Source organism: Streptomyces sp. NBC_01288 (assembly GCF_035982055.1).
In the GTDB taxonomy this organism is placed as follows: Bacteria; Actinomycetota; Actinomycetes; order Streptomycetales; family Streptomycetaceae; genus Streptomyces.
Genome location: NZ_CP108427.1, coordinates 5,724,324 through 5,750,514, shown reverse-complemented (window position 1 = coordinate 5,750,514; position 26,191 = coordinate 5,724,324). Strand labels below are relative to the sequence as shown.

At 71.4% G+C, this 26,191-nt stretch carries 27 protein-coding genes; 14 read left to right on the top strand and 13 right to left on the bottom strand.

Features of this window, described 5'->3' with window-relative positions; translation table 11 throughout:
* Positions 1 to 567 precede the first annotated feature (567 nt).
* Positions 568 to 951: a cold-shock protein gene (locus tag OG194_RS25930; RefSeq protein ID WP_019057239.1), complete on the bottom strand. Its 384-nt coding sequence runs from the start codon at positions 949 to 951 to the stop codon at positions 568 to 570.
* Positions 952 to 1,102: 151 nt separating this feature from the next.
* On the opposite strand from OG194_RS25930, the gene OG194_RS25925 reads away from it, so the two are divergent.
* Positions 1,103 to 1,351, top strand: a complete 249-nt coding sequence (locus OG194_RS25925; RefSeq protein WP_327403192.1) for a hypothetical protein — start codon at positions 1,103 to 1,105, stop codon at positions 1,349 to 1,351.
* On the opposite strand, the gene OG194_RS25920 is transcribed toward OG194_RS25925, so the two are convergent.
* Both OG194_RS25920 and OG194_RS25915 read right to left on the bottom strand, forming a co-directional pair.
* On the bottom strand, positions 1,330 to 1,971 hold the full coding sequence (locus OG194_RS25920; RefSeq protein WP_327403191.1) for an HAD family hydrolase: 642 nt from the start codon (positions 1,969 to 1,971) through the stop codon (positions 1,330 to 1,332). The two genes, OG194_RS25925 and OG194_RS25920, sit on opposite strands and share 22 nt — an antisense overlap.
* A gap of 63 nt (positions 1,972 to 2,034) precedes the next feature.
* Positions 2,035 to 3,024, bottom strand: a complete 990-nt coding sequence (locus OG194_RS25915; RefSeq protein ID WP_327403190.1) for a hypothetical protein — start codon at positions 3,022 to 3,024, stop codon at positions 2,035 to 2,037.
* Between the two features lie 225 nt (positions 3,025 to 3,249).
* Here OG194_RS25915 and OG194_RS25910 point away from each other — a divergent pair, with 225 nt between their 5' ends.
* A complete protein-coding gene (locus OG194_RS25910) occupies positions 3,250 to 5,925 on the top strand; it encodes a helicase-associated domain-containing protein (RefSeq protein WP_327403189.1) in 2,676 nt (891 codons plus the stop codon).
* 9 nt (positions 5,926 to 5,934) lie between these two features.
* On the opposite strand, the gene OG194_RS25905 is transcribed toward OG194_RS25910, so the two are convergent.
* Positions 5,935 to 6,438, bottom strand: a complete 504-nt coding sequence (locus OG194_RS25905; protein ID WP_327407208.1) for an NUDIX hydrolase — start codon at positions 6,436 to 6,438, stop codon at positions 5,935 to 5,937.
* Positions 6,439 to 6,597: 159 nt separating this feature from the next.
* Between OG194_RS25905 and OG194_RS25900 the strand changes: the two genes are divergently transcribed.
* Positions 6,598 to 8,241 carry a DNA repair helicase XPB gene (locus tag OG194_RS25900; RefSeq protein WP_327403188.1) on the top strand — a complete coding sequence of 548 codons (1,644 nt, stop codon included), beginning with the start codon at positions 6,598 to 6,600 and terminating at the stop codon, positions 8,239 to 8,241.
* 58 nt (positions 8,242 to 8,299) lie between these two features.
* Here the strand turns inward: OG194_RS25900 and OG194_RS25895 are convergent, their stop codons facing one another.
* Positions 8,300 to 8,482, bottom strand: a complete 183-nt coding sequence (locus OG194_RS25895; RefSeq protein WP_327403187.1) for a hypothetical protein — start codon at positions 8,480 to 8,482, stop codon at positions 8,300 to 8,302.
* 277 nt (positions 8,483 to 8,759) lie between these two features.
* Between OG194_RS25895 and OG194_RS25890 the strand changes: the two genes are divergently transcribed.
* Positions 8,760 to 10,826, top strand: a complete 2,067-nt coding sequence (locus OG194_RS25890) for a HelD family protein (RefSeq protein WP_442811800.1) — start codon at positions 8,760 to 8,762, stop codon at positions 10,824 to 10,826.
* 210 nt (positions 10,827 to 11,036) lie between these two features.
* Here OG194_RS25890 and OG194_RS25885 read toward each other — a convergent pair whose 3' ends face one another.
* Positions 11,037 to 11,729: a copper homeostasis protein CutC gene (locus OG194_RS25885; protein ID WP_327403186.1), complete on the bottom strand. Its 693-nt coding sequence runs from the start codon at positions 11,727 to 11,729 to the stop codon at positions 11,037 to 11,039.
* A gap of 316 nt (positions 11,730 to 12,045) precedes the next feature.
* Positions 12,046 to 12,729: a maleylpyruvate isomerase family mycothiol-dependent enzyme gene (locus OG194_RS25880; RefSeq protein ID WP_327403185.1), complete on the bottom strand. Its 684-nt coding sequence runs from the start codon at positions 12,727 to 12,729 to the stop codon at positions 12,046 to 12,048.
* Positions 12,730 to 12,773: 44 nt separating this feature from the next.
* Here OG194_RS25880 and OG194_RS25875 point away from each other — a divergent pair, with 44 nt between their 5' ends.
* Together OG194_RS25875 and OG194_RS25870 are read left to right on the top strand one after the other, a co-directional pair.
* The gene (locus tag OG194_RS25875; RefSeq protein WP_327403184.1) at positions 12,774 to 13,466 is read left to right on the top strand and encodes an HD domain-containing protein; all 693 of its coding nucleotides are present in this window, start codon (positions 12,774 to 12,776) and stop codon (positions 13,464 to 13,466) included.
* A gap of 87 nt (positions 13,467 to 13,553) precedes the next feature.
* On the top strand, positions 13,554 to 14,603 hold the full coding sequence (locus tag OG194_RS25870; protein WP_327407206.1) for a GNAT family N-acetyltransferase: 1,050 nt from the start codon (positions 13,554 to 13,556) through the stop codon (positions 14,601 to 14,603).
* A gap of 57 nt (positions 14,604 to 14,660) precedes the next feature.
* Here the strand turns inward: OG194_RS25870 and OG194_RS25865 are convergent, their stop codons facing one another.
* On the bottom strand, positions 14,661 to 14,927 hold the full coding sequence (locus tag OG194_RS25865; RefSeq protein ID WP_327403183.1) for a DUF4031 domain-containing protein: 267 nt from the start codon (positions 14,925 to 14,927) through the stop codon (positions 14,661 to 14,663).
* Positions 14,924 to 15,310, bottom strand: coding sequence for a hypothetical protein (locus OG194_RS25860; protein ID WP_327403182.1), 387 nt, complete (start codon positions 15,308 to 15,310; stop codon positions 14,924 to 14,926). Before OG194_RS25860 ends, OG194_RS25865 begins: the two co-directional genes overlap by 4 nt.
* Before the next feature lie 55 nt (positions 15,311 to 15,365).
* Between OG194_RS25860 and OG194_RS25855 the strand changes: the two genes are divergently transcribed.
* The 3 genes from OG194_RS25855 to OG194_RS25845 all read left to right on the top strand — a co-directional run bounded on the left by OG194_RS25855 (position 15,366) and on the right by OG194_RS25845 (position 18,828).
* Positions 15,366 to 16,277, top strand: a complete 912-nt coding sequence (locus OG194_RS25855; protein ID WP_327403181.1) for a MurR/RpiR family transcriptional regulator — start codon at positions 15,366 to 15,368, stop codon at positions 16,275 to 16,277.
* Positions 16,278 to 16,463: 186 nt separating this feature from the next.
* On the top strand, positions 16,464 to 17,399 hold the full coding sequence (gene murQ, locus OG194_RS25850; RefSeq protein ID WP_327403180.1) for an N-acetylmuramic acid 6-phosphate etherase: 936 nt from the start codon (positions 16,464 to 16,466) through the stop codon (positions 17,397 to 17,399).
* Between the two features lie 16 nt (positions 17,400 to 17,415).
* On the top strand, positions 17,416 to 18,828 hold the full coding sequence (locus tag OG194_RS25845) for a PTS transporter subunit EIIC (RefSeq protein WP_327403179.1): 1,413 nt from the start codon (positions 17,416 to 17,418) through the stop codon (positions 18,826 to 18,828).
* Here OG194_RS25845 and OG194_RS25840 read toward each other — a convergent pair.
* The gene (locus OG194_RS25840) at positions 18,806 to 19,948 is read right to left on the bottom strand and encodes an acyl-CoA dehydrogenase family protein (protein WP_327403178.1); all 1,143 of its coding nucleotides are present in this window, start codon (positions 19,946 to 19,948) and stop codon (positions 18,806 to 18,808) included. The two genes, OG194_RS25845 and OG194_RS25840, sit on opposite strands and share 23 nt — an antisense overlap.
* Before the next feature lie 88 nt (positions 19,949 to 20,036).
* On the opposite strand from OG194_RS25840, the gene OG194_RS25835 reads away from it, so the two are divergent.
* Together OG194_RS25835 and OG194_RS25830 are read left to right on the top strand one after the other, a co-directional pair.
* Positions 20,037 to 21,074: an AraC family transcriptional regulator gene (locus OG194_RS25835; protein WP_327403177.1), complete on the top strand. Its 1,038-nt coding sequence runs from the start codon at positions 20,037 to 20,039 to the stop codon at positions 21,072 to 21,074.
* 89 nt (positions 21,075 to 21,163) lie between these two features.
* Complete coding sequence (locus tag OG194_RS25830; protein ID WP_327403176.1) at positions 21,164 to 22,069, top strand: TIGR03620 family F420-dependent LLM class oxidoreductase; 906 nt, start codon at positions 21,164 to 21,166, stop codon at positions 22,067 to 22,069.
* Positions 22,070 to 22,153: 84 nt separating this feature from the next.
* On the opposite strand, the gene OG194_RS25825 is transcribed toward OG194_RS25830, so the two are convergent.
* Complete coding sequence (locus tag OG194_RS25825; protein ID WP_327403175.1) at positions 22,154 to 22,840, bottom strand: class I SAM-dependent methyltransferase; 687 nt, start codon at positions 22,838 to 22,840, stop codon at positions 22,154 to 22,156.
* 68 nt (positions 22,841 to 22,908) lie between these two features.
* Positions 22,909 to 23,301, bottom strand: a complete 393-nt coding sequence (locus OG194_RS25820; RefSeq protein ID WP_327403174.1) for a hypothetical protein — start codon at positions 23,299 to 23,301, stop codon at positions 22,909 to 22,911.
* Positions 23,302 to 23,414: 113 nt separating this feature from the next.
* Here OG194_RS25820 and OG194_RS25815 point away from each other — a divergent pair, with 113 nt between their 5' ends.
* Positions 23,415 to 24,254 carry a helix-turn-helix domain-containing protein gene (locus OG194_RS25815; protein WP_327403173.1) on the top strand — a complete coding sequence of 280 codons (840 nt, stop codon included), beginning with the start codon at positions 23,415 to 23,417 and terminating at the stop codon, positions 24,252 to 24,254.
* A complete protein-coding gene (locus tag OG194_RS25810; RefSeq protein ID WP_327403172.1) occupies positions 24,238 to 24,438 on the top strand; it encodes a DUF397 domain-containing protein in 201 nt (66 codons plus the stop codon). Before OG194_RS25815 ends, OG194_RS25810 begins: the two co-directional genes overlap by 17 nt.
* 10 nt (positions 24,439 to 24,448) lie before the next feature.
* On the opposite strand, the gene OG194_RS25805 is transcribed toward OG194_RS25810, so the two are convergent.
* Positions 24,449 to 25,240: a hypothetical protein gene (locus OG194_RS25805; protein ID WP_327403171.1), complete on the bottom strand. Its 792-nt coding sequence runs from the start codon at positions 25,238 to 25,240 to the stop codon at positions 24,449 to 24,451.
* Between the two features lie 283 nt (positions 25,241 to 25,523).
* Between OG194_RS25805 and OG194_RS25800 the strand changes: the two genes are divergently transcribed.
* A complete protein-coding gene (locus tag OG194_RS25800; RefSeq protein WP_327403170.1) occupies positions 25,524 to 26,189 on the top strand; it encodes an SCO4225 family membrane protein in 666 nt (221 codons plus the stop codon).
* The last annotated feature ends 2 nt before the right edge of the window (positions 26,190 to 26,191 follow it).

The window sequence follows — 26,191 nt, the reverse complement described above, 5'->3', positions numbered from 1 at the left end:
GTCTCCGCTGAAAAGTGACGGACGGGCTGGGTGGCGCGGGCCCGCGTCCAAAGAGCCGACGGGATGGATGGTGTCGGCCCGCGCTCAAAGAGCCGACGGGACGGGTGGTCTCGGCCCACGCTCAAAGAGCAAACGGGCTGCATATAGGCGGCCTGTGTCGGAGAGGCATCGGACGAGCTGGATGGTGCGGGCCTGCGCTGAAAAGTGACCGCCAGGCTGGGCGGTACGGGCCCGCGCCCAAAGAACCGACGGACTTGATGGTGTCGGCTCGCGCCCAAAGAGCGGACGGCCTGGGTGGTTTCGGCCCACGCTCAAGGACCGGACGGAGGGAGTGGTGTCGGCCCGCGCTCAAGGAGCGGACAGGCTGAGTGGCGCCCCAGCGCCAAGAAGAACCCCCGCGCACGCCACGGGCCGAGAGGCTGGTGTCGCCCCTCGGCCCGGACTTGCTCGGAATTTCTCGGATCCCTGGATCCATGGATCCCCGGATCCTTCGGCGTTCTCCTGTCCTCAAGATCCTCAAGATCCGCTGAATCTCCCGGACTTCTCCACGGCCCTCTACCCGGCCTCCTACACGTCCAACTGGTCGGCGACCGCGCGCAGCAGGCCCGCGATCTTCGCGCCCGCGGGCTTGTCGGGGTAGCGGCCGCGTTCCAGCATGGGTGTGATGTTTTCGAGGAGGGTCGTCAAGTCCTGGACGATGGAGGCCAGTTCGTCCGGCTTCTTGCGTTGGGCCGCCGCGACCGACGGGGTCGGGTCGAGCAGGGTCACCGAGAGGGCCTGGTCGCCGCGCTGACCGGCGACGACCCCGAACTCCACGCGCTGTCCGGGCTTCAGGGCATCAACTCCGGCGGGCAGAACCGAGGAATGGACGAAGACGTCACCGCCGTCGTCACGGGAGAGAAAGCCGAAGCCCTTCTCGCTGTTGAACCACTTGACCTTGCCGGTAGGCACGTCTGTCCTCGTCCTCGTACTCGTCGGAAAACTGCTTCGGATAGCAGACCGGCGGGTCGTCGGGACCCGCCGGTACCAAGGCTAATGGTCTTCAGGCCGGTGACAAGACGTCGCCGGGTTGTTCCTTTGCGCAAGGAACTACCCTGGTCCAGTGCGCGACAAAACCCAAACGAATTCCGCCGCGGCCGGTGACCGGCTGATCCGTGCCGGTGCCATCGTCTTTTTCATCGGTGCGGTGGCCACACTCGTCACCGTGGTACCGCTGTTGCTCCACACGACGCCTTTTCCGACGTACATGTACCTCTTGAGCATGCTCATGGGCGTCGGATTCCTGCTGGCCGCCGGAGGCGTGCTCCAGTCGGTCGCCGCGGGCCGGCGTCAGGCGCGCGCCGAAAGGTAGTCCGAAAGCCATCGCGGGAACTCGGTGAGGTCGCCGAGGACCACGTCCGCCCCGGCGGCGCGGAGTTCGTCCGCGTCGCACGGTCCGGTCGCCACCGCGACCGACAGGGCCTCGGCGGTACGGGCGCCGCGCACGTCCCCGACATGGTCGCCGACGTAGACGCTCGCGCCCTCCTCGCGCAGTGCCTCCGCCTTCTGCTCGGCCCACAGGTCGCCGATCACGGCGTCGGCGTCGATGCCGAGGTGGGCCAGGTGCAGCTTCGCGTTGGGCTCGTACTTCGCGGTGACGACGACCGCCCGACCGCCGGCCGCCCGCACGGCCGCGATCGCCTCGGGGGCGCCGGGCATCGCGGGGGTCGCGGCGACGGCGAACGACGGGTACATCTCGCGGTACAGGTCCGCCACGGCGGGCACCTCGTCCGCCGGGAACCAGTTGATCAACTCGTCTCCGAGCGGCGGCCCGAGCCGGGTGACGGCCAGATCGGCGTCGATGTACGTCCCCGTCCGCTCCGCCAGCGCCAGCATGGCGGCGTGGATACCGGGCCGGGAGTCGATGAGGGTCATGTCGAGATCGAAGCCGACGGTCAGGGCGGGCTCAGGGTGCGGGCTCATACGGGCCATTGTGCCCAGCTCCTACGACAATCCCACCGGGCCCGCTGACCGCACCCGGGCCCACCGACCGCGCTACCGCTGTCTCTGCGACCGCCACACCAGGTACAGCGCCGACGCCACCGCCGCGCCCCGCACCACCCACGGCCAGGTCTCCGCGATCGCGTCGCTCATGTGACCGTGCGCGATGGGGGTACCCCAGCGGCCCTCGTTCCTGCCCCACAGCCACACGATGCCGGCCGCGACGGCCGCCGTCGGCAGGCCGATCACCGCCGCCTTCGTCTCGGCGTCGGTCAGCCGCCGGGACGCGTACGCGATGAGCCAACCGAGCAGCAGGGCGAACCAGTTGCCGAGTACGGCGCCTACGACGAGCAGCGCGGCGGCGATCAGGAGGAGCGGGTTGGACCAGCGTCCGGCGGGGAGGCGCGGGACCATGCGGCGCCGGCGGGCCGGGGTTTCCGCCGCCTGCTCGATCACCGGTACGACCACCGCCTCCGGTGCCTTCGGCGTCTCCTTCGGGGGTTCCTTCGGCGGCGGGGGCTTGAGGAGTTCGGGGATCTCCACCCCGCCGGTGAACCCGGGCACGCTGTCGCCGAGCGCGAACCCGTTGCCGTTCTCCGGCCGCCACCAGTCGGGCTGGAGGACGCTCGCGCCGAGGTCGGACGCGCTGGCGAGGTGCGGTGCGGAGGCGGAGTTGTCGGGCTCCGGTGCGGGTGCGGATTTGGTGAGGCGGGTGCGCGGGAGCGGTACGACCCGGCGCAGGCCCTTCGGCCGTAGATCGTCCTCGTGGTCGCGTTGTACGGGGACGGAGGCGGTCGGCATCTGCGGAACACCGGCGCCGGTGCCGGCCGCGGCGACGATCTCGTCCGGGCTGCCGAGGCCCTTCAGGATGCGCTGGACGGCGGCCGGTGTGTCGACGGCGGACCCGGCACGCCGCCGGTCGATCTCGTTGCGCAACTCGGACACGAGCCGCATACGCGTGACCGAGGGCAGCTGCCGTTGCTGAGCCACGTCACCGACGCGGCTCAGAAACTCGTAGACGACCTGATCGCTCTCGATACCCACGAAGTCCCCTCCGTGGCGGGTGCGTTGGATACCCCGCCGGAACGACCGTAGCGCAGGTCGGGCGTCGTGTCGGCCCCGGCATCGGGGGGTACGGCGAGGACGGACGCCGGATGAGGGCGAGGGCGATCGCCGCCCACCCACGGGGTGCCCTCGGCCGAGGGTGTGGGGCGGTGCTGTCGGGCGGGCGGCACCGGCCCGGCGCCCGTACCCGCTACCGTGGGTCGGATGAGCACCCCGGCCACGCCGCCCCGTTCGCTCGCGGAGGCACTCCGAACCAGGGACGACGCGTCCCTGGCCGCGCTGCTGCGCAGCCGCCCCGACCTCATCACGCCCGTGCCCACCGACCTCACCCAGCTCGCGACCCGGGCCGGTACGCGCGGGTCGGTCGTGCGGGCGCTGGAGCGGCTGGACCGTTTCGCGTTGCAGACGGCGGAGGCGCTGGCCGTGGCGGCGGATCCGGCGTCGTACGACGAGTTGGTCGGGCTGATGGCGGGTGACGCGCGCGATGCCGCCGTCGTGCACGCGCTGCCGCGTGCCCTCGGGACCCTGCGCGAGCAGGCGCTGGTGTGGGGCGCGGACGACCGGCTGCGGCTGGTGCGGACGGCGCGTGAGCTGCTGGCGCCGTCGCCGCAGCATCCGTCGCCGACCGGCCTCGGGCCCACGGTCGCGGAGGCCACGGCGGGGATGTCGCCGGGCCGTATTCAGGAGATCGTGACGGCCGCCGGACTGTCCTCCACCCATGACTCCGTTTCCGCGGTGGCGGCACTGACCAAGCTGTTCACGGCCCGCAGGCGGATGAAGGCGCTGCTCGGGCGCGCTCCCGAGGAGTCGTTGGAGGTGCTGAACCGGTTGGTCTGGGGGCCGCCGTACGGGCAGGTGACCGCCGAACCTGCGGCCCGGCTGCGCTGGCTCATCGACCGGGGGCTGCTGCTGCCCACCGCGCCCGGAACTGTCGTACTCCCGCGTGAAGTTGCCCTGCATCTGCGGGCCGGGCGGGCGCACCGTGAGACGGAGCCGGTGGCGCCGTCGGTCGAGGCGAAGGCGATGCATCGTCCACAGGTTGTGGACACGACGGCGGCCGGGCAGGCGTACACCGCGCTCGCGACGGTCGAGGAGCTGCTGAAGGACTGGGACGAGGGCGGGCCGACCGTCATGCGCGCGGGCGGGCTCAGCGTCCGTGATCTGAAGCGGACGGCGGTCGCGCTGGACGTGGCGGAGCCGGTCGCCGCCTTCTGGGTCGAACTCGCTTATGCGGCAGGGCTGTTGGCCTCCGACGGTGACGCCGACGAACGGTACGCGGCGACCCCCGTCCTCGACGAGTGGCTGGAGCAGCCCGCCGCGCAGCGCTGGGTCCGGCTCGCCGAGGCGTGGCTGACGGCGACCCGGACGTCGGGGCTGGTGGGTGGGCGGGACGTGAAGGAACGGACGTTGTCCGCGCTGGGTCCGGGGCTGGACCGGTCGGCGGCTCCGGAGGTACGGCACCGGGTACTGGGTTTGCTTGCGGGGCTTCCGGAGGGGGCCTCGCCGTCTGCCGAGTCCGTGTTGGCTCGGTTGCGGTGGGAGCGGCCGGTCCGGGGGGCGGGGGGTGCGCAGCGCAGTACCGGGAATGCAGAGGGCGCGGGTGCTCAGGGGGGTGCTCGGGAGGACGACGATCTGCGTAGTCGGCTTGCCCGGTGGACGCTGAGCGAGGCGGAGATGTTGGGGGTGACGGGGCGGGGGGCCCTGTCGGCGCAGGGGCGGGCGTTGTTGGGGCCGCGGGGTGCGGTGGCGGGCGGCGGTAGCAGTGGCAGTGGCAGTGGCAAAGGTGTGGAGGACGCGGGCGGCTCCTCCGGCGGCGCCAACTCCTCAGCCCCCTCTGGCTCTTCAGCCCCCTCCGATCCCTCCGGCCCCGGCGACAAGCTCCCCGTCCATCACCACCAGCACCGCCCGCCCACTCCCCCCGACCCCCTCTCCCCCGCCGAACAGGCCGCCGCGAGTGCCGCCGCCGCGCGGCTCCTCGCGCCGCTCCTCCCCGAGCCGTTGGACCACGTCCTCCTCCAGGCCGACCTGACGGCAGTGGCCCCCGGCCCGCTGGAGCGGCCGTTGGCGGACATGCTGGACGTGCTCGCGGACGTGGAGTCGAAGGGCGGGGCGACGGTGTACCGGTTCACGCCGGGGTCGGTGCGCCGCGCGCTGGACGCGGGGCGGTCCGCCTCCGACCTGCACGACTTCCTCACCGCGCACTCCCGTACGCCGGTCCCGCAGCCCCTCGCCTATCTGATCGACGACGTGGCCCGCAGGCACGGGCATCTGCGGATCGGCGCGGCCTCGGCGTACGTGCGCTGCGACGACGACTCGGTGCTCAGCGAGATCCTGGCCGACAAACGGTCCGCGGGCCTGCGCCTGCGCCGCCTCGCGCCGACCGTGCTGGCGGCCCAGGCCGACCCGGCCGCGCTCCTCGACGGGCTGCGCGCGATGGGCTTCGCGCCGGCCGCCGAGTCCGCCGAGGGCGATGTCGTCATCACCCGGGCCCACGCCCGCCGCACCCCGCCCCGCACGGCCCCGGAACCGGTGCCGGACGGCCCGCCGACCCCGGACACGACCCTCCTGTCGGCGGCGATCCGCGCGATCAGGGCGGGCGACCGGGCCTCCACGACGCCCCTCAAGACGACCCCTTCGCCCGCCGGTGACCTCCCCCGCACCAGTTCCGCCGAGACCCTCGCCACCATGCAGGCCGCCGTCCTCACCGGCGGCACCCTCTGGATCGGCTACGTCAACGCCGAGGGCGCCGCCAGCCAGCGCGTCATCGCCCCCATCCGCGTGGAGGGCGGCTTCGTCACGGCGTACGACCACACGGCGGACGAGGTACGGACGTATCCGCTGCACCGGGTGACGGGGGTCGCGGAGCTGGCGGAGGACTGAGGTCCCGGGTCAGACAGCGGGTCGGGCGTCCCGGTTCAGGTAGCGGTCCAGCGCCTCGACGGCGTCCGCCACGAACGTCGGGCGCCGGGCCATCTCCCGCAGCTCGGCCTCCGTGACCCACGCGTGCCAGGAGATCTCGTCCGGGTCGGGGGTGATGTCCGTGCCGATGACCGCGTCGTGGACGCCGAGCCAGTACGGGCTGATCTCGCCCCGGCACAGGTACTTGAAGGCGAATTGGACCGGTGCCCGCACGCCGAGTTCCTCGGTGAGTTCGCGGGCCGCCGCCTCCTCGTAGGACTCCCCGGCCTCGGCGCCGCCGCCGATCATGAAGTTGTACTGCCCCGGGAACCGGGACATGTCCGCCGCCCGCCGGTGCACCAGGACGCGGCCCTCCTCGTCCCGGCACACGATCGTCGCGACGCGGTGCAGCCAGTGGTGCGTGATGGCCTCTCCCCGGTCCACGACCCCGAGCACCCGGTCCTGCTCGTCGACCCGGTCCACCAGTTCTCCCATGGCCTCCACCCTCAGTTCTCCCATGGCCTCCACCCCCAGCTCTCCCATCGCCTCACCCTCTCAGAGCGCCGCCGTGATCATCGGCCGATAGTGCACACTGGACGTTTGGCCGCCCCGAGTCCTCCAGGCCCGGCGAGCCCCGCAGAAAGGCAGTCGCGCGTGAATGGCCCCCTCATCGTCCAGTCCGACAAGACCCTTCTCCTTGAGGTCGATCACGAGCGCGCAGACGAGTGCAGGCGCGCCATCGCGCCGTTCGCCGAGTTGGAGCGGGCGCCCGAGCACATCCACACGTACCGGGTGACGCCGCTGGGGCTGTGGAACGCGCGGGCCGCCGGGCACGACGCCGAGCAGGTCGTGGACGCGCTGGTGGAGTACAGCCGGTATCCGGTGCCGCACGCGCTGCTCGTGGACATCGCCGAGACCATGGACCGCTACGGCCGCCTGACCCTGAGCAAGCACCCCGCTCACGGGCTCGTGCTCACGACCACCGACCGGCCCGTGCTGGAGGAGATCCTGCGCTCGAAGCGGGTCGCCCCGCTCGTCGGCAACCGGCTCGACCCCGACACGGTCGCCGTGCACCCCTCCGAGCGCGGACAGATCAAGCAGGTGCTGCTGAAGCTGGGCTGGCCGGCCGAGGACCTCGCCGGGTACGTGGACGGCGAGGCGCACGCGATCGAACTGGACGAGGACGGGTGGGCGCTGCGGCCCTACCAGAAGCAGGCCGTGGAGAACTTCTGGCACGGTGGCAGCGGTGTCGTCGTGCTGCCTTGTGGGGCGGGGAAGACCCTCGTCGGCGCGGGGGCCATGGCGCAGGCCAAGTCGACCACGCTGATCCTCGTCACCAACACCGTCTCCGCCCGGCAGTGGAAGCACGAGCTGATCAAGCGGACCTCGCTGACCGAGGAGGAGATCGGCGAGTACAGCGGGACGCGCAAGGAGATCCGGCCCGTCACCATCGCCACCTACCAGGTGCTGACGACGCGGCGGAAGGGTGTCTACCCGCACCTGGAGCTCTTCGACTCCCGCGACTGGGGGCTCATCCTCTACGACGAGGTGCATCTGCTGCCCGCTCCCGTCTTCAAGTTCACCGCCGACCTCCAGGCGCGCCGGCGGCTCGGGCTGACCGCGACCCTCGTGCGCGAGGACGGCCGGGAGTCGGACGTGTTCTCCCTCATCGGGCCGAAGCGGTTCGACGCGCCCTGGAAGGAGATCGAGGCGCAGGGGTACATCGCGCCCGCCGACTGTGTCGAGGTGCGGGTCAATCTCACGGAGTCCGAGCGGCTCGCGTACGCCACCGCCGAGGCCGAGGAGAAGTACCGCTTCTGTGCGACCACCGCGACGAAGCGGAAGGTCACGGAGGCGATCGTGCGCCGGTTCGCCGGTCAGCAGATCCTTGTCATCGGGCAGTACATCGACCAACTCGACGAGCTGGGCGAGCACTTGAACGCGCCCGTGATCAAGGGTGAGACCTCCAACGCGCAGCGCGAGAAGCTCTTCGGGGCCTTCCGCGAGGGGGAGATCAGCGTGCTCGTGGTCTCCAAGGTCGCGAACTTCTCCATCGACCTGCCGGAGGCCACCGTCGCCATCCAGGTGTCCGGGACGTTCGGCTCGCGTCAGGAGGAGGCACAGCGCCTCGGGCGCGTGCTGCGGCCGAAGGCCGACGGGCACCAGGCCCACTTCTACTCGGTCGTCGCGCGCGACACGATCGACCAGGACTTCGCCGCCCACCGCCAGCGCTTCCTCGCGGAACAGGGGTACGCCTACCGGATCATGGACGCGGACGAGATCCTCGCGGAGAACTGAGCGTCACGGTGCGGCGCGGGTGAAGCGGACGAGCGGGTGAAGCGGGCGGAGCCGGTGGTCACTTACGGCGAACGCCCGCTTCCTCGCCGTACTCGCCGAGGACGACCACGCTGAACGCGGCGCCCACGAACACTTTTATCGCGCGGAGGGCATTGCCGAGGCGATGGGGGTGGCTGCCGCCGGTGGCCGGTGTGGCGCCGGTCGGGCGGACGGGGACCGGGGTGATGGTTGCTGCGCTCATGTCTCCATGGTGCGTCTTGGGACATAAGGTCGGCATCGGTCCAGAGAGCCAACCTCCGGGCCGCCCGTGTACACCTCCGGGCTGACCCGTTCCCCTCCTGGGTGGAGGGGTCGTCCCCTAGGGGACACGCACGCGGGCGTCAACGCGGCCGTAAAATCGTTCGCCTCCGCCAGTTGCCCTGCTCTAGAATCTCCGCTCTTGCCCGCCTCCCCGCAGGGAGTGCCACCGCCCGGACGGAAACCGGTCGGTACCCACCGAGCACACACCCAGCAGCCGCATCAGCAGGCCCTCCGGAGGCACCCCCTTGTCCACGCCCACCGACGATCCGCTCTTCCGCGAACGCTCCCACCTGGCCTCCTCCCGTTCCGCGCTGCGTGCCATGCGCGAGGACGTCGAGTCGCTCGACATCAAGGACGTCACGGCGAACTGGGTCAACGCCGCGGTCCTCTCCCGCCAGATCGACGACCGCATCAAGGCGCTGGCCGACCTGAGCGACACCCCGCTGTTCTTCGGGCGGCTGAACTACCTGCACTCACCCGGCGCCGACCAGGCCGAGGGCGCGGAAGGCGAGCAGTTCTACATCGGGCGCCGGCATGTGCACGACGCCGACGGCGACCCGATGGTCATCGACTGGCGTGCGCCGGTCTCGCAGCCGTTCTACCGGGCGTCCAAGAAGGACCCGTTGGACATCTCGCTGCGCCGCCGCTTCGGTTACACGGGCGGCGACCTCACGGCGTACGAGGACGAGCACCTCATGGACCCGGCCGAGGCGGCCGCCACCAGCAAGCTGCTCCAGCAGGAGATCGAGCGCCCGCGCGTGGGCCCGATGCGCGACATCGTCGCGACCATCCAGCCCGAGCAGGACGAGATCGTACGGTCCGGACTCGGCGGCACGGTCTGTGTGCAGGGCGGGCCGGGGACCGGAAAGACGGCCGTCGGTCTGCACCGGGTCGCGTACCTCCTCTACGCCCACCGCGAGCGGCTCGCCCGGACCGGCACCCTCGTCATCGGGCCGAACAAGTCCTTCCTGCACTACATCGAGCAAGTCCTGCCCGCGCTGGGCGAGTTGACGGTCCGCCAGGGCACGGTCGACGACCTGGTCGCGCACGTCGAGGTGAGCGGCACGGACGAGGCACCGGCCGCCGTCATCAAGGGCGACGCCCGCATGGCCGAGGTTCTCCGCCGGGCCATCTACTCGCACGTCACCATCCCCACCGAGCCGGTGATGGTCGTGCGCGGCTCGCGCCGCTGGCGGGTCCCGGCGTACGAACTCGAAGCGATCGTGCGGGAGTTGCTCGACCGCGACATCCGCTACGGCGCCGCCCGCGAGGCGCTTCCGCAGCGCATCGCGCATGTCGTGCTGGTGCAGATGGAGCGGTCCGGGGAGGCGCCGGACGACCGGGTTCAGGACGCGGTGGCCCGCAACACCGCGGTGAAGGCGGCCGTCAAGGCGGTGTGGCCGCCGGTCGAGCCCGCGAAGCTCGTGCTGCGGCTGCTCACCGACGCGGACTTCCTCGCCGCGCACGCGGACGGGATCCTCGACGAGGACGAGCAGAAGACGATCCTCTGGGCGAAGGCCGTGCGGAGCGTGAAAGCCGCCAAGTGGTCTTCCCCGGATGCCGTGTTGATCGACGAGGCGACCGACCTGGTCCAGCGGACGCACTCGCTCGGGCATGTGGTGATCGACGAGGCGCAGGACCTCTCCCCGATGCAGTACCGGGCGGTCGGCCGCCGCTGCACCACCGGTTCCGCGACCGTCCTCGGCGATCTGGCGCAGGGCACCACGCCCTGGGCGACCCGGAGTTGGGACGAGGCGCTGGCCCACCTCGGCAAATCCGACGGCGTGATCGAGGAGTTGACGGCCGGTTTCCGCGTGCCGACGGACGTCATCACGTACGCCTCCCGACTCCTCCCCCACATCGCCCCCGGGCTCACGCCTGTCGCCTCCGTCCGTGAGAACCCGGGCTTCTTCGACCTCCGGGAAACGGTCGACACCGGCGAAGTGGTCGCGGCCTGCGAGGAGTTGCTGCGCAACGAGGGTTCGACGGGCCTGATCGCGGCCGACGCCAGGATCCCGGTGCTGGCGGAAGCCCTGACCGCGGCGGGCATCGGCTACATCGACCCGGGTGAGGAGACGACCGTGGAGACCCGTCTGACCCTGGTCCCGGCGTCGCTCGCGAAGGGCCTGGAGTACGACTACGTGGTCCTCGACGAACCGCAGGCCGTGGTCGACGGCGAACCGGACGAACGTACCGGCCTGCGGCGCCTGTACGTGTCCCTGACCCGAGCGGTGTCGGGCCTGATCGTCACGCACACGGCTCCGCTGCCGCCCCAACTCGCCTGAGGGGAAGGGGAGGTCGGCGACAGGAGCGGTCAGCGAGACGGACACGTCAGGCTCTGTCGAGCACGACCCGCCACTCGCCCACCGCCGTCACTGACACCGGCCGCTCCGAGCCCTCCGGCCGAGCGGCCGAACCGATGGCGCCGGTGCCGCCCCAACCCACCCGAGCGAAAAGGGCGGTCGGCGACAAGGGCAGTCGGCTAAACGGGCGATTCACGCTCCGTCGAGCACCGCCCGCCACTCGCCCACCGCTGCCGTCGACACCGGCCGGTCCCAGCCCTCGGGGCGGGCGGCTCCGCCGATGTGGAAGGCGTCGACCCCGGCGGCGAGGAGGGTCGGTACGTGGTCGAGGCGGAGGCCGCCGCCGACCAGGATGCGCTGCTCGTAGCCGGGTTCGCCGCGCAGGGCCGCCTCGCGGAGCAGGGTGGGGAGGCCGTCGTCGACGCCGTCCGCGGAACCGGCGGTGAGGTAGGCGTCCAGGCCCGGGAGGTCGGCGAGTTGTTTGCGCAGGGCGTCGCGGTCGGCGGCGCGGTCGATCGCGCGGTGGAACGTCCAGGCGCAGCCGTCCAGTTCGGCGACGACCCGTTCCACCGCGTCCAGGTCGACGCACCCGTCCGGGTCGAGGAACCCGAGCACGAACTGGTCGGCGCCGGCGGTCCGCAGCTCCCCGGCGACCCGGACGAGCCGGTCCACGTCACCCGCGGCGAACCCGTCCGCGAGGCGCAGCATCACGCGCAGGTCGATGTCGACGGCGGCGCGGATCGCGGCGAAGGTCTCCACCGGCGGGGTGAGTCCGTCGGCCGCCATGTCGGTGACCAGTTCGAGACGGTCCGCGCCTCCGGCCTGGGCGGCGACCGCGTCCTCGGCGCCGAGGGCGATCACCTCCAGGACTGCACGCGTGCTCATAGGACCCCTTCCGTCGTGTTCCCTGGAGCGGCTACAGGTCTAGTCCAATCTCAGGGTACGCGGGAGGGCCGGGGGCCGCGAGATCACCCCCGTCACCGCGCGCCGCCGACCAGGCGCCGGCTGCCGCACAGGTACCGACAACCGGCCGGGTGCCAGCCACCGCACGGGCGTGGGCTGGCGGCCGCACGGGCGTCGACTGCCGACCAGACATCACCCACCGCACAGGGGTCGGCCGGCGGCCGGATGCCAGCCACCCCACGAGCGTCGCCACCGACGGACGTCACCCACCCCACAGGCGGCGGCCACGGGCCAGACGTCAGCCGCCGAAGATGTTCAGCTCCGCCGGTTCCGCGCCGGCCAACTCGTATCCCGCCCCGGCCGGGACCGGCCGTCCCGAGTACAGGCGTACGAGCGTGGGCGCGTCGCCGATGTAGCGGGCCGGGGTCAGCTCGCCCGAGAGGTCGCCCAGGCGCAGGGGGTCGTCCAGGTCGTCGAGGTCCGCGTGCAGAGGCCGGTGGTTCTTCTGACGGGTCACGAAGGCGAGAAGGGTCAGAGCGGAGGACAGCCCCTCGCCACCATAGGCGCCGGGCACGCCGAGGACGTCCCGTACGTCACCCGCGTGCACCCACTCGCCGAGCGCGACCATGTCCAGCACACCGCGCGTGCGGGCGATGGCCGCGCCCGCCTCGGTCATGCCCCGCTCCAGTTCGTCGACGACCTGCGCGTTCGTCCAGTCGGCCCGCTCGGCGATGTCCCGGTCGTTGGCCGCCGGCGAGAACACGCCCTCCTCGAACCGGCGCTCCACCACCCGCGTCAGCGCGGCCGAGCAGTGCGCGAGAACGTCCCGTACGGTCCAGCCCGGACACGCGAGGGTCGCCAGCGCGAAGTCCTCGTCGGGGCGGGAGCGGAGGAGCGGGATCAGGGCGTCGCGCTCGGTGGTGAGGAGGCGGCCGGGCAGTTCGGGGTCACGTACCTCGTGTGCTGTGTCGGCGTAAGTCATGGGTTCCACGCTAGGGGCGCGGCCGCGGGAGGAAAATAAGGGGCATGGCCGATCTCGACGCCCTCCGCGCCCGCTGGACCCGCGCCCTCGAAGGCGCCCGCACGCCCGCCACCGCACCCGCACGCACACCCGACGGCGGTCCCGACGCCTGTCCCGACGCCTGTCCGGACCCCTCGCCGTACGCCGAGAACCTCCTCGCCCGCTGGCAGGAGCCGCAGCGGCACTACCACACGCTCACCCACCTCACCTCGGTCCTCGACCACGTCGACGTGCTGGAGAAGCACGCCGACGACCCGGACGTCGTACGGCTCGCGGCCTGGTTCCACGACGCGGTGTATCTCCCGGACCGTTCCGAGAACGAGGAGCGGTCCGCGCGGCTCGCCGAGCGGGCGCTGGCCGAGGCGGGCGTGCCGGAGGCGAGGACCGCCGAGGTCGCCCGCCTGGTCCGGCTCACCGTCACGCACGACCCCGCCGACGACGACCGCGACGGCCAGGTCCTGTGCGACGCGGACCTCGCGATCCTGGCCGCGCCGCCGTCGGCGTACGCCGCCTACACGGCCGCCGTCCGCGAGGAGTACCACTTCGTCCCCAACGACGCCTTCCGGGACGGCCGTTCGGCGATCCTGCGGCAACTCCTCGACCTGCCACGGCTGTTCAGGACGCCGTACGGGGCCGCGCGGTGGGAGGCCACGGCACGCTACAACCTGGCGGCGGAACTGGAGCTGCTGGCCCCTTAATCACGGCGGGCGCCGGTCGCCGCCCGTATGCTCCCCCGCATGGGGAACACGGGCGGAGACATGGCCGGGCATTCAGCCGCACACCAGGTGGAAGAGGCCGTCGCGAGCTGCCTCGCACTGCTGGGGACGGCGACGGACCGGGACTGGGACGGGGCGAAGGCGGGCCGGCTGGAGTGGAGTTGCCGGGACACCGCCGAGCACATCGCCGGTGATCTCATCTCGTACGCGGGGCAGTTGGCCGGTCGCGCGCAGCACGCGTACGTCCCCTTCGACATCACCTTCGACGACGGCACCGACAACTCCGGTGTCCTGGACGTGATCCGGACGACCGGCGTCCTGCTCGCCGCCGCGATCCGCACCACACCCCGTGAGGTGCGCGCCTTCCACCCGTACCCGTTCCGCAGCGCGAACCGCGAGGGCTTCGCCGCGATGGGCATCGCCGAGGTGCTGCTGCACACGCACGACATCGCCGAGGGCCTGGGCCTGACCTACCAACCCGCCCCGGAACTCAGCGAGTTCGTCCTCGGCCGGATCTTCCCGCACATCCGCCCCGGCGCCGACCACTGGCGCACCCTGCTGTGGGCGACCGGCCGCGGCGAACTCCCCGGCCGCGCCCCCGTCACCGGCTGGAAGTGGAACAACAACCTCGTCCACACCACCGACCGCCTCACCCTCCAGGGCATCACCCCCGCGGCCGCCGGTGACCTGGTCGCGGGCGGCGACGGCGGTTTCGAGTGGATCGAGGGCGGCCCCTACGAGGGCACCCGCGAGGCCGCGACCTTCCTGCTGAAGGCCTACGCATCGGGCGTCCACCGCCCGGAGTTCGGCGTGTTCGCCCTCGTCCGCCACGAGGACGGCCGCGCGGTCGGCGGCCTGGGCTTCCACGGCGCCCCCGACGAGGAGGGCCGCACGGAGATCGGCTACGACCTCGCGGAGGGCGCCCGCGGCCAGGGCTACGCGACGGAGGCACTCCGCGCGCTCTCGGAGTGGGCACTGGCCCGAGACGACGTACGCACCGTCTTCGCGACCATCGAACGCGACAACCTCGCGTCACAGGCCGTCGTCACCCGGGCGGGGTTCAAGAAGGTCAGCGAGGACGAGGTGGAGGGCGAGTTCGCCTACGAACTCGGGCGCTGAGCAGGCCCGTTCGGCCGACGGCCGGTGCCCTGCGAACTCCGGCGCCGAGCAACTCGCCTACTGCGCCCGCCCCTTGGGCCTCCGCAGCCCGGCCGCCGTCAGCAGCCGCACCACCTCCCGGCTCCGGACCTCCACCGCCCCGGCGGCCACCGCGTCCGCGTAACGATGCGAGGGAAGGTCGTAGTGATCGCGCTCGAAGGCCCGGCGCGGGACGCCCAACTCCTCGGCGAACAGGTGGAGTTCGTCGTACGAGACGTCACTGACGAGGTGGGACCAGAGGCGTCCGTGCCCCGGCCAGGTCGGTGGGTCGATGTACACGGTCACAGGGAGCCCAGGGTTCCCACGGCGGCGACCTTCACGCCCGCCTGGTGGCAGACCCAGTGCGGGTCGGGTCCCAGTTCCGGCTCGACCTCCAGGGCGTGCGGGTCGCCGGCCGCGCAGACCGGGCAGAGCGGCCAGCGTCCGTACGCCTCCAGCAGCGCGTCCTGCACGTCCTGAGCGACAAGGCCGGCGACGTACTCGACACCCTCCGGCCACTGCTCCACCCACCATCGCCGCTCCACGATGGACTCCTCCACCATGGACACCACGTCCGCCGCGACCACCTCGCGCGCGGCCAGATCGGCGAGCACGAGGGCACGGGCGGCGTGCAGCGCCTGCTCCAGGGGGCTTATGGGATCGCTGCTGGGGTCACTACTGGGGTCCATGCACCCATTGTGCGCACTCTTGACCGGACCACCGTCGCGAAAATATCTTTCAGAGGTGACTCAGGAAGTGAAGGAAATTTTCGGAAGCGCCTCCGGGAGTACGCCACCCGCCGCACTGGCCGCCAAGGTGCGCACCCTCGCCCCCTCCATGACCCGCTCCATGCAGCGCGTCGCCGAGACCGTCGCCGCCGACCCGGCCGGCTGCGCGGCCCTCACGGTCACCGGCCTCGCCGAACGCACCGGCACCAGCGAGGCCACGGTCGTCCGCACCGCCCGCGTCCTCGGCTACCCCGGCTACCGCGACCTGCGCCTCGCCCTCGCCGGGCTCGCCGCGCAGCAGCAGTCCGGGCGGGCGCCCGCCCTCACCACCGACATAGCCGTCGACGACCCGATCGCCGACGTCGTCGCGAAACTCGCCTACGACGAGCAGCAGACCCTCGCCGACACGGCCGCCGCACTCGACACCGTCCAGCTCGGCGCGGCCGTCACCGCGCTCGCCGCGGCCCGCCGTACCGACATCTACGGCGTCGGGGCGTCCGGGCTCGTAGCGCAGGACCTCACCCAGAAGCTCCTGCGCATAGGCCTCATAGCCCACGCCCACAGCGATCCGCACCTCGCCGTGACCAACGCGGTGCAGCTGAAGGCGGGCGATGTGGCCATCGCGATCACCCACTCCGGGTCCACCGGTGACGTCATCGAACCGTTGCGCGTCGCCTTCGAGCACGGGGCTACGACCGTTGCGATCACCGGGCGGCCGGACGGGCCGGTGACGCAGTACGCCGATCACATACTCACGACGTCCACAGCTCGGGAGAGCGAGCTGCGACCGGCCGCTATGTCCTCCCGGACGAGTCAGTTGCTGGTGGTGGACTGTTTGTTCATCGGGGTGGCGCAACGGACGTATGAACAGGCTGCGCCCGCGTTGTCGGCGTCTTATGAGGCACTGGCGCATCGGCATAGGCGATAGAGGTGCATTGTTCGCTGCGGGTGCGTTGTGGCTGGTCGCGCAGTTCCCCGCGCCCCTAGGGGGTTGACACCAGCGGCACTTTCAAGTGCGCGACGAGAACACCGACCGTTTTTAGGGGCGCGGGGAACTGCGCGACCAGCCCCCACCGGCCGGCAGACAAGAACGAACGGAAAGAGCCGCTTCTCAATGACCTCAACGTCCAACCCCCGTGACCTCCGCGCCGAGTTGGAGTCACTCACCACCGAAGCCTTCCGCCCGGAACTCGCCGGGATCGACCAACTCCCCACCCCCGAGATCGCCCGCCTCATGAACACCGAGGACGCCACGGTCGCCGCCGCGGTCGCGCAACGCCTCCCTGAGATCTCCGCCGCGATCGACGCCGTGGCCGACCGGATGGGACGAGGCGGCCGGCTGATCTACATGGGCGCAGGTACCGCAGGACGGCTGGGCGTACTCGACGCGTCCGAGTGTCCGCCGACCTTCAACACCGACCCCTCCCAGGTCGTCGGACTGATCGCCGGTGGCCCGGACGCCCTGGTCACGTCGATCGAAGGCGCCGAGGATTCACGGGAGTTGGCCGAGGCCGACCTCGACGCACTCACGCTCACCCCCGACGACACGGTGGTCGGCATCTCCGCCTCGGGACGCACCCCGTACGCGATCGCAGCCGTAGCGCACGCGCGCAAACTCGGGGCGTTGACCATCGGCCTGTCCTGCAACGCGCACAGCGCCCTCGCCGCAGCCGCCGAACACGGCATCGAGGTCGTCGTGGGCCCCGAACTCCTCACCGGATCAACGAGGTTGAAGGCGGGCACGGCCCAGAAGCTCGTGCTCAACATGCTGTCGACGATCACGATGATCCGGCTGGGCAAGACCTACGGGAACCTCATGGTCGACGTACGCGCGTCGAACGAGAAGCTGCGCGCCCGCTCCCGCCGTATCGTCGCGCTCGCGACCGGCGCGGACGACGCGGAGATCGAGCGCGCCCTCGCGGCCACCGACGGCGAGGTGAAGAACGCGATCCTGGTCGTTCTCGCGGGGGTCGACGGCCCGACGGCCGCCCGCCTTCTGGAGGAGTCCGGCGGCCGACTGCGCGCGGCGCTGACCGCGGCGGCCGACTGACCGGCACGCTCAGGGGGTGGACACTCCGTACGACACCGCCGCCGCCCTCCTCCCCCTCGTCGGCGGCCCCGCGAACGTCACCTCCGTCGCCCACTGCATGACCCGCCTCCGACTCGGCCTCGTCGACCGGTCGCTGGTGGACGAGGAGGCCCTGCGGGCGCTGCCCGGCGTGCTCGGGGTCGTGGACGACGACACATACCAGATCGTGCTGGGGCCGGGGGTGGTGGCACGGGTGACCCCGGAGTTCGAGAAGCTGGTGAGTGGCGCCGCCGGTGAACTGGCCGCGCGCGGCGCCGAGTTGAAGGAAGCACAACGGGCGCGCAACGCCACCCCCGGCAAACTCCTCCTCCGCCGGATCGCCAACATCTTCGTCCCGCTCATCCCCGCCCTCATCGGCTGCGGAGTCCTCGCCGGCCTCAACGGCCTGCTGATCAACATGGGTTGGCTCCCGGGAGTGACGGGCGCCCTCGCCGTCATCCCCTCCGCGTTCCTCACCCTCATCGCCGTCTTCGTCGGTTACAACACGGCGAAGGAGTTCGGTGGGACACCGGTGCTGGGCGGGGCGGTGGCCGCGGTCGTGGTGTACCCCGGGGTCGCGAAGGTCACAGCCTTCGGGGTCGCCCTCTCCCCCGGCCAGGGCGGGGTGCTCGGCGCACTCGCCGCCGCACTCCTCGGCACCTACGTCGAGAAGTGGTGCCGCACCTGGGTCCCCGCGACCCTCGACGTCCTCGTCACCCCCACCCTGACGGTCCTGGCCGCGGGCCTCGCGACGCTCTACGGCCTCATGTACGCGGCCGGCGAGATCTCCACCGCGATCGGCACGGCCGCGAACTGGCTCCTGTCCACCACCGGCCCCTTCGCCGGCCTGATCCTCGGCGGCCTCTTCCTCCCCCTGGTGATGCTGGGCCTCCACCAGGCCCTCATCCCCATCCACACCACCCTCATCGAACAGCAGGGCTACACCGTCCTGTTGCCCATCCTGGCCATGGCGGGCGCGGGCCAGGTCGGTGCGGCGGTGGCGGTCTACTTCCGTATGCGCCACGACACTTCACTCCGTACGACCATCAAGTCGGCGCTCCCCGCAGGGCTGTTGGGCGTCGGCGAACCGCTCATCTACGGCGTCTCGCTCCCCCTCGGCCGACCGTTCCTGACGGCCTGCGCGGGCGGGGCGGCGGGCGGGGCGTTCGTCGGGTTCTTCGCGATGCTGGGCGACAGGGTGGGGGCGACGGCGATCGGACCGTCGGGGTGGGCGCTGTTCCCGTTGCTGGCGGGGAACAAGGGGCTCGGGATGACGGTGGCGATCTATGGGGGCGGGCTGCTGACGGGGTACGGAATCGGCTTCCTCGCCACGTACGCCTTCGGCTTCGCCCAACGGGACCAAGTCGCCCGGAACGGAGGGGGGTTGGTCAGAGATCCATCGCGCGGCTGATGATCTCCTTCATGATCTCGGACGTCCCGCCGTAGATCCGCTGGACGCGCGCGTCGGCGTACCGGCGGCAGATCGGGGACTCCCACAGATAGCCGGAGCCGCCGAACATCTGCAGGCAGTCGTCGACGACCTGGCCCTGCAGCTCGGTGGTGACGAGTTTCGCCTCGGCGGCCTGGTCGGCGGTGAGGGTGCCCTGGTTGTGGGCAAGGACGCAGGTGTCGACGAAGGCCTGGGCGGAGCTGATCCGCGCCCGCATCGCGGCCAGCCGGAAGCGGGTGTCCTGGAATCGCGCCAACGGCCTCCCGAATGCGGTGCGTTGCTTGGTGTGGGCGATGGTCTCGCGCAGCGCGGCGCCCGCGTCGGCCACCGCACCCATCGCGACGACGAGTCGTTCCAGGGCGAACTGCCGCATCAGCAGAGCGAATCCCTGATCCGGCCCGCCGAGCACATCGGCGTCCGGGACGTACACGTCGTCGAAGAACAGTTCGGCGGTGTCCCAGGTCCGCAGCCCGAGCTTGTCGAGCTTGCGGCCCCGGGTGAAGCCGGGGGTCCCGTCGGCCACCAGGAACAGGCCGATCGCATGCCCCTCGCCGGTGCGGGCGGCGACGATGACGAGGTCGGCGTTGACGCCGCTGGAGATGAACGTCTTGGCCCCGTTGAGCAGCCAGCCGTCCCCGCCCGGGGCCCGCACGGCGTGCGTACGGAGGGCGGCCACATCGGAGCCGGTACCGGGTTCGGTGATCGCGATGGCGACCAGCGCCTCGCCCGAGACCGCGCGGGTGAGATGCCGGCTCTTCTGGTCCTCGGTGCCGAACTCGGCCAGATACGGGGCGACGACGCACGAGTGCAGCGGGGCCGCGAAGCCGGACTCGCCGGCGTCCGCCAGCTGCTCGATCATGATCTGCTCGTACCGCAGATCGGCCAGGCCCAGACCGCCGTAGGCGGGATCGGCCCACGGGCAGAGCAGGTTCTGTGCCCCCGCGAGCCGCCAGACGTCCTTGCCCACGATCCCCTCGCGCGCCCAGCCGTCCTGCCTCGGCACGACCTCGTGCTCGACGAAGCCGCGCCAGGCCGTCCGGTACGCCTCGTGAGCCTCGTCGAAATATCCGTTTCTGATCACGCCCCGACGGTAGGCGGGCGGCACGGCGGGCCGTCATGACCGCAGCGCTCACGGTCGTTGACCTGCGTGTCCCGTACGATCGGCGCTCATGGCCACGCCTCCCGCGTACAGCGCTCCGACCCGCTCGGTCGCCATCCACCACGTACGGGCCGCGCTGCGCGGAGCCCGGCGGCACGGCGTGGACATCGCCCCGCTCCTCGAACAGGCCACCCTACCACCGGAGTTGCTGGAGGTACCGCTCGCCCGGGTGTCGCCGCAGCAGTTCGCCCGGCTCACGAAGGCGGTGTGGCAGGCCCTCGACGACGAGTTTCAGGGCCTCGGCCCACACCCCCTCAGGGTGGGCACCTTCGCGATGATGTGCCACGCGGTGGTGCACTGCAGCCCCGACCTACGGACCGCGATCAACCGCAGCAGCACCTTCTACGGCCTCTTCCCCGGCGGCCCTCGCTTCCAACTGGAGGAGGGGGCAAGCGAGTTGGGACAGCAGGTGGCGCTCGTCTTCGACCTCACCGCCTTCGACGACCCCGACCACTACCTCGCCGAGTCCGCCACCGTCGTGGCCCACCGCTTCGCCGGCTGGCTGATCCGCCGCCGGATCAACCTCACCCGGGTCGAGTTCAGCCACCCGGCACCACCCCACGCGCTCGAATACGACCTCCTCTACGGCGCCCCGTGCACCTTCCGGGCCCCGCGCACCGCCCTCGTCTTCGACCGCGCCCTGCTCGAACTCCCCGTACTCCAGGATGAGTTGGGGCTACGCACCTTCCTGCGCCGCGCCCCGGGCGACGTACTCGCCCGCCTGGACTACGGCAGCACCGCCGCCGCGCAGGTCCGCCGACTGCTCGGGCAGTCGCTGCCGGACCGGATGCCGGACCCCGAGGACATCGCGGCCCGGCTCACGGTGAGCGCGCAGACCCTGCGGCGGCGGCTGGCGGCGGAGGGCACCTCGTTCCAGCGGATCCGCGATCAGCTGCGGCGCGATGTGGCCATCGCTGCGCTGGCCACGGGCACGGTCTCCATCGAGGACATCTCGCGGCGGCTGGGCTTCTCGGAGCCGAGCGCCTTCCACCGCGCGTTCAAACGCTGGACGGGTTCCGCGCCCCGCTCCTACCAGCCCGGCGACTGAGCCACCTCCCCTGCTGCGAACGCCCGGGTCAAGGACCTTGAGCGGCACGGTCACGGCAACCGCCCCACCCCACCCCCTACCGTCCCGGTATGACAGTGGTGGAAGAAGCGGGACTCGGCCGCGTAGGGATCTGGACCGCGAGCCTGGATGCCGTCGCCCCGGCGGTGGGCGCGGAGATCGCGGCCGAGCTGGAGGAGCAGGGCTGGGGAACCCTGTGGTTCGGCGAGGCGTACGGCCGGGAGGCGTTCAGCCAGGCGGGGGTGCTGCTCGCGGCCACCTCACGCATGCGCGTGGCGACCGGCATCGCGAACATCTGGGCGCGTGACGCGGTCGCGGCGAACGCGGCGTCCCGCACGCTGTCGGCATCGTACGGCGGCCGCTTCGTGCTCGGACTCGGGGTCAGCCACCGGCCGTTGGTCGAGCGGGTGCGCGGCGGCAGTTACGGCAAACCGGTCGCCGCGATGCGCGAGTACCTGACGGCGATGGCGGGCGCGACCTTCTACGCCGCCGAGGCCGACGCGCCCCGGCCGCCCGTCCTGATCGCCGCGCTCGGCCCCCGGATGCTGGAGACGGCCCGCGAACTCGCAGACGGCAGCCACCCGTACCTGGTGACACCGGCCCAGACCGCCGAGGTACGGGCGGCTCTCGGCCCGGACAAGATCGTGGCCGTCGAGATGGGCGCCGTACTCACCAAGGACCGCGAGACCGCACTGCGCCGGGCCCATACCCACCTGGACATCTACACCGGCCTGCCGAACTACCGCAACAACTGGCTGCGCGCCGGCTTCGACGAGACGGACCTCGTACGCGGCGGCTCCGACCGGCTGGCCGAGGCGCTCGTGGCGTGGGGTGACGAGACGGCGATCCTCGACCGGGTGCGCGAGCATCTCGCCGCGGGCGCCGACCATGTCTGCGTACAGGCCCTGATGGAGTCGCCGTTCGAGGTACCGACGGAGCCGTGGCGGGAGCTGGCACCCGCGCTCGTGGGCGGATAGCGATGGCGCGCCACCGGGCCCACCAGTGCTTGGAGCGGTTGCCGTCGCCCCTCTCGACGAGGTGATGCATCGGGTTGGCGGAAATCATGCCAGGGGTGCCCGCCACACCAGCGTGTACCGCCAGAACAGCCACCGCCGCGGCCGGACCCGTGGCAGGACGCGGATCGCCTCGCGGCGGACCTCGGCGAAGGTCATCTCCGGCGGCCGGGTGACGGCGGTCATGGCCACCGGGCGGGACGCGGCCCTACGACCCCGGTTCTTGACCCAGCCCACGACGAGGTTCAGGGCGACGGAGACGGCCCCGAGGAGAGTGTCGACGGCGTCCTCCTCGCGGGCACAGCCGACCACCACGAGGGTTCCACCCGGGGCGAGTTGGTCACGGAAGCGGGTGAGCGTCTCGGCGAACGGGAGGTGGTGGAGGGCGGCGACACAGGTGATGACGTCGTAGGGGCCGGCGGGGATCTCGGCCCGGGCATCGACGACGGTGAAGACCGCGGGAACACCTGAGACGCCGGAGACGCCGGACGAGGTCAACTCCCTTGCCCTGGCGATGATTTGGGGATCGGAGTCGATGCCCTCCACACCACCCGTACTCCTCGCGGCAAGCAGCCGCACGAGGTCGCCGCTCCCACAACCCACGTCCAGGGCGCGCCCGAACCTGCGGGGCAACTGCCGTAGCAGCCAAGGGTGGTAGTGGGCGTTGTGGCTCCAGGGGTGGGCGGAGTTGAAGGATTCGAGGGCGCGGAGGAGGCGGGGCGGAATCAGGGGCATGGGGGCAGTCGATCACGGCGGGTGGCTCACGGCGGGCGGCTCAGGGCAGGCGGCTCAGGGCAGGCGGCTCAGGGCAGGCGGGCTTCGCGGTTCCGCTCGCGGACCCTCGCCCGCAGTACCTCCTCCTGCCCGGCGGGTCCTGTCGACTCCGGTGGACAGTCCCACTCCCGGCCGCCGGCCACAGGCCGCAACTGCACGTTCCCGGCCACGTGCCCCATCACCTCGCCGACCCGCCCGTCCCGTACGTCCACGGCGTACGCCCCGACCGGGGGCCGTTCGCCGCGCAGCACGGACGCGAGCTTCTCGGCGGTACGGACGTTGCAACGCCCCAGCGTGACCAGCGCGAACTTCTCGTCGCTCGCACCTGTCACCGGGTCCACGCACAGGGACGGCAGGACGACACCGACGCCGGTGAGTGCCTCCCGGAGCGAAGCGACGATTTCTTCGGTCGATCGCAGCATTCCTTACGCCTCCACACAGAGTTTGCTGTTCGCAACACAGCGTGGCGGCAACGTGTCTAACCTGGCCATACGGGGAGTCCCAACAAACTCGGGTGTTAGGACAGGGAGTTGCTGTGGCAGGACAGAAAGACCTCGACCCGTCGTCGTCACCGCGAGCCTTGCTCGGCGCCGAACTCCGGCACGCCCGCGAGAAAGCGGGGCTCAGCCAGGACGAGTTGGGGCAGCGGCTGTTCGTGAGCGGTTCGTTCATCGGGCAGTTGGAGGCGGGGACGCGGCGGATGTTGCCGGAGTACGCGCGGATGCTGGACGTGGAGTTGGGGACGGGGGACTTCTTCGAGCGGAACTGTGGGGCGGCGGCGAAGTCCCAATATCCCGAGCACTTCGCGGAGGCAGCGGACGCGGAGGCCCGAGCCACGGCGATCCGGGAGTACTCGTCGATGCTGATCCCGGGGCTGCTCCAGACACCCGCGTACGCGAGGGCCGTCTGCCGGGCCTACCAGCCGACGGCAACCGACGAAGAGATCGACGCGGTGGTAGCACAGCGGATGGCGCGAGCCCACATTCTCGACGACCCAACGAAACCCTTGTTGTGGGCGGTGATCGACGAATCCGCGCTACGTCGGGCGACGGGTGGCCCCGGGGCCATGGCGGAGAACCTGCGCCACATCGCCGAACTGGGGCGCCGGAGCCGGGTCATCGTGCAAGTACTGCCGTTCGACGCGGGGGCGCACCCCGCGATGCAGGGCTGCATCAAGCTGATGGACTTCGCCGACGCCCCTCCACTGATCTACCTCGAAGGCGTAGGCACCGGCCAGTTGGACGACGACCCCACCCTCGTCGCCCAGTACAGGCTCTACTACGAGTTCCTCGCGGCCTACGCGCTCTCCCCCGAGAAGTCCCTGGTCTTGATCGAGGAGATGGCGCAGGATTACGCCCATGAGGAACAACCCTGATCACGACCTGAGCGCGGCCACCTGGCACAAGTCCAGCTACAGCGGGGGCAGCGGCGACAACTGCCTGGAAGTTGCCGACGGCCACCCCGCCCTCGTCCCCGTCCGGGACTCCAAGAACCCCCTCGGCCCGAAGCTCGTGTTCCGGGCCGCCGCATGGTCCACGTTCGTCGAAGACCTCAAGTAACCCCAACAACTCACCCGTTGGGATACGCCTCCGCGATCACCTTCGCGCGGAGGACCGTCCACTGGGCCAGCATGTCGTGGACCAGGTACAGGTCACGGCGCCGGGTCCAGGCCTGGCCGGACTCCAGGTCGTAGGTGCGCGGCATGGCGAACCCCGCGGGGGCGTACGCCGGCATCGCGCGGTCGCGGGTCGTCTGCACGCACCGCTTGTGGTGGTCGCGGAAACCGACGACACAGGCGGTGCCGACCCCGCCCGGGGCCTGCTTGCGGTGGTCGAAGACCTGGGCCGCGACCCCGTCCGTGCTGAGGTACGTGATCGTGCCGTCCGCCGCGATCTCGGGCTCGATCGACGTGACGTCGGTCATCCCGTACTTGGACTCCAACCAGCGCGCGATCTCCCACTGGGCGTAGACGGGCAGGTCGCGGCGGCCGGCGCGGATACGGGCCACCGTGTCGGCGAGTTCCTCGTTGACGGGGCCCGGCTCGGCGAGAACCTTCGTGGGGTCACCGCCGGCCGGGAGCCGGTTGCCGAAGGCGTAGGCCACGACGAAGTCGAACTTCTTCAGCGGCGCCGTCTCCGGGTACCAGTCGAAACCGACGTCCTCGATGAGGGGGACGAGGGTCTTGGCGGTCGCCTTGTCGTCGAGCTCCGCGGCGAGGGCCGCGACCATCTGGCGACTCAGGCCGCGCGGCCCGCCGTGCTGCGGGGATACCTGGGGTGACGCCTGCGCGGGCGTAGCACCGAGGACGGCGGGTGCGGCTACGGCGGCGGTGAGGGCGGCGGCGAATTCACGTCGTTGCATGGTGAGTTGACCTCTTTGTATAGGTTGCCGGAGTGGATCAGCCGACCAACAGATCCTTCTCGACGTCCCGGAACTCCTTCGCGTCGATGTCGGACCCCCGCTCGAATAGCAGTTGAACGAGCCGTACCGGCACACCAAGCGACATGGCGAGGTGAGCCAAGGCGCGGCGAGGTAAGCCCTTCCGCCCCTCCCGCTGAGTACCGGTACTCATGTCCAGGCGCGCCCCCCGGTCCACCGTTGTCCTCACCGCCCCGGACCGACCGACGCGAAGGACGACTCCTCGATGCCGCAGACCTCACGCCCGCGCCGTCTCCTCGCCCTCGCCACGGACAACTGGCCGGCGCGGACCTACCTGACCACCGTGGGTGTCTCCGTCGCCGCGATGTTCATCGCCCCGGAAAGCCCCGTAGCCGCAGGCCCGTTGATCCTCACGGCGCCGCTCTCCCTCCTGAGCGTGGTCCTGCCCTTCGGCCCCGGCACCGAGGGGCCGCTACAAGCGCTGGCGTTCGGCTCGTGGACGCTATGGCTACTGCTCTGCGCCCTCGTGAACGCCGCCGTACTCGGCGCCCTCGCGAAGAGATCCACGACGACGACAACGACGACGGCAACCACGGCACCTCGCACCCGCACCCGCACCCGCGCCTACGCTCGCCTACGCACCCTGCTCGCCCCCGCCGTCGACAACTGGCCCGCGCGGGCATACCTCGCCGTGGTCGCGACCTCGCTCGCGTTCTTCCTCTCCGCCGACTACATCCTGGCGGACCCGACATTCGCCGCACTCTGGCCGCTGATGGCCACGGCACCGGCCGGCTTCCTCGCCTTCCTCCTGCCGACATCGAGCTCGCCGGCCTTCGCCGCCGCTACGGCCCTGTGCGGCCTGGCCAACGCCGTACTGCTCGGCCACCTCGCCCACCGGCTCCGGGCACCGGAGGCACACCCGGCCACCTGAGC

What these genes read in the sequence shown, in the direction of transcription:
- OG194_RS25920 (WP_327403191.1), bottom strand. Translation starts at nt 1,971, where the DNA reads ATGGCCCGTATGAGCCCGCACCCTGAGCCCGCCCTGACCGTCGGCTTC.
- OG194_RS25910 (WP_327403189.1), top strand. Translation starts at nt 3,250, where the DNA reads ATGAGCACCCCGGCCACGCCGCCCCGTTCGCTCGCGGAGGCACTCCGA.
- OG194_RS25905 (WP_327407208.1), bottom strand. Translation starts at nt 6,438, where the DNA reads ATGGGAGAACTGGTGGACCGGGTCGACGAGCAGGACCGGGTGCTCGGG.
- OG194_RS25895 (WP_327403187.1), bottom strand. Translation starts at nt 8,482, where the DNA reads ATGAGCGCAGCAACCATCACCCCGGTCCCCGTCCGCCCGACCGGCGCC.
- OG194_RS25885 (WP_327403186.1), bottom strand. Translation starts at nt 11,729, where the DNA reads ATGAGCACGCGTGCAGTCCTGGAGGTGATCGCCCTCGGCGCCGAGGAC.
- OG194_RS25880 (WP_327403185.1), bottom strand. Translation starts at nt 12,729, where the DNA reads ATGACTTACGCCGACACAGCACACGAGGTACGTGACCCCGAACTGCCC.
- OG194_RS25875 (WP_327403184.1), top strand. Translation starts at nt 12,774, where the DNA reads ATGGCCGATCTCGACGCCCTCCGCGCCCGCTGGACCCGCGCCCTCGAA.
- OG194_RS25860 (WP_327403182.1), bottom strand. Translation starts at nt 15,310, where the DNA reads ATGGACCCCAGTAGTGACCCCAGCAGCGATCCCATAAGCCCCCTGGAG.
- murQ (WP_327403180.1), top strand. Translation starts at nt 16,464, where the DNA reads ATGACCTCAACGTCCAACCCCCGTGACCTCCGCGCCGAGTTGGAGTCA.
- OG194_RS25835 (WP_327403177.1), top strand. Translation starts at nt 20,037, where the DNA reads ATGGCCACGCCTCCCGCGTACAGCGCTCCGACCCGCTCGGTCGCCATC.
- OG194_RS25830 (WP_327403176.1), top strand. Translation starts at nt 21,164, where the DNA reads ATGACAGTGGTGGAAGAAGCGGGACTCGGCCGCGTAGGGATCTGGACC.
- OG194_RS25825 (WP_327403175.1), bottom strand. Translation starts at nt 22,840, where the DNA reads ATGCCCCTGATTCCGCCCCGCCTCCTCCGCGCCCTCGAATCCTTCAAC.
- OG194_RS25820 (WP_327403174.1), bottom strand. Translation starts at nt 23,301, where the DNA reads ATGCTGCGATCGACCGAAGAAATCGTCGCTTCGCTCCGGGAGGCACTC.
- OG194_RS25810 (WP_327403172.1), top strand. Translation starts at nt 24,238, where the DNA reads ATGAGGAACAACCCTGATCACGACCTGAGCGCGGCCACCTGGCACAAG.
- OG194_RS25805 (WP_327403171.1), bottom strand. Translation starts at nt 25,240, where the DNA reads ATGCAACGACGTGAATTCGCCGCCGCCCTCACCGCCGCCGTAGCCGCA.
- OG194_RS25800 (WP_327403170.1), top strand. Translation starts at nt 25,524, where the DNA reads ATGCCGCAGACCTCACGCCCGCGCCGTCTCCTCGCCCTCGCCACGGAC.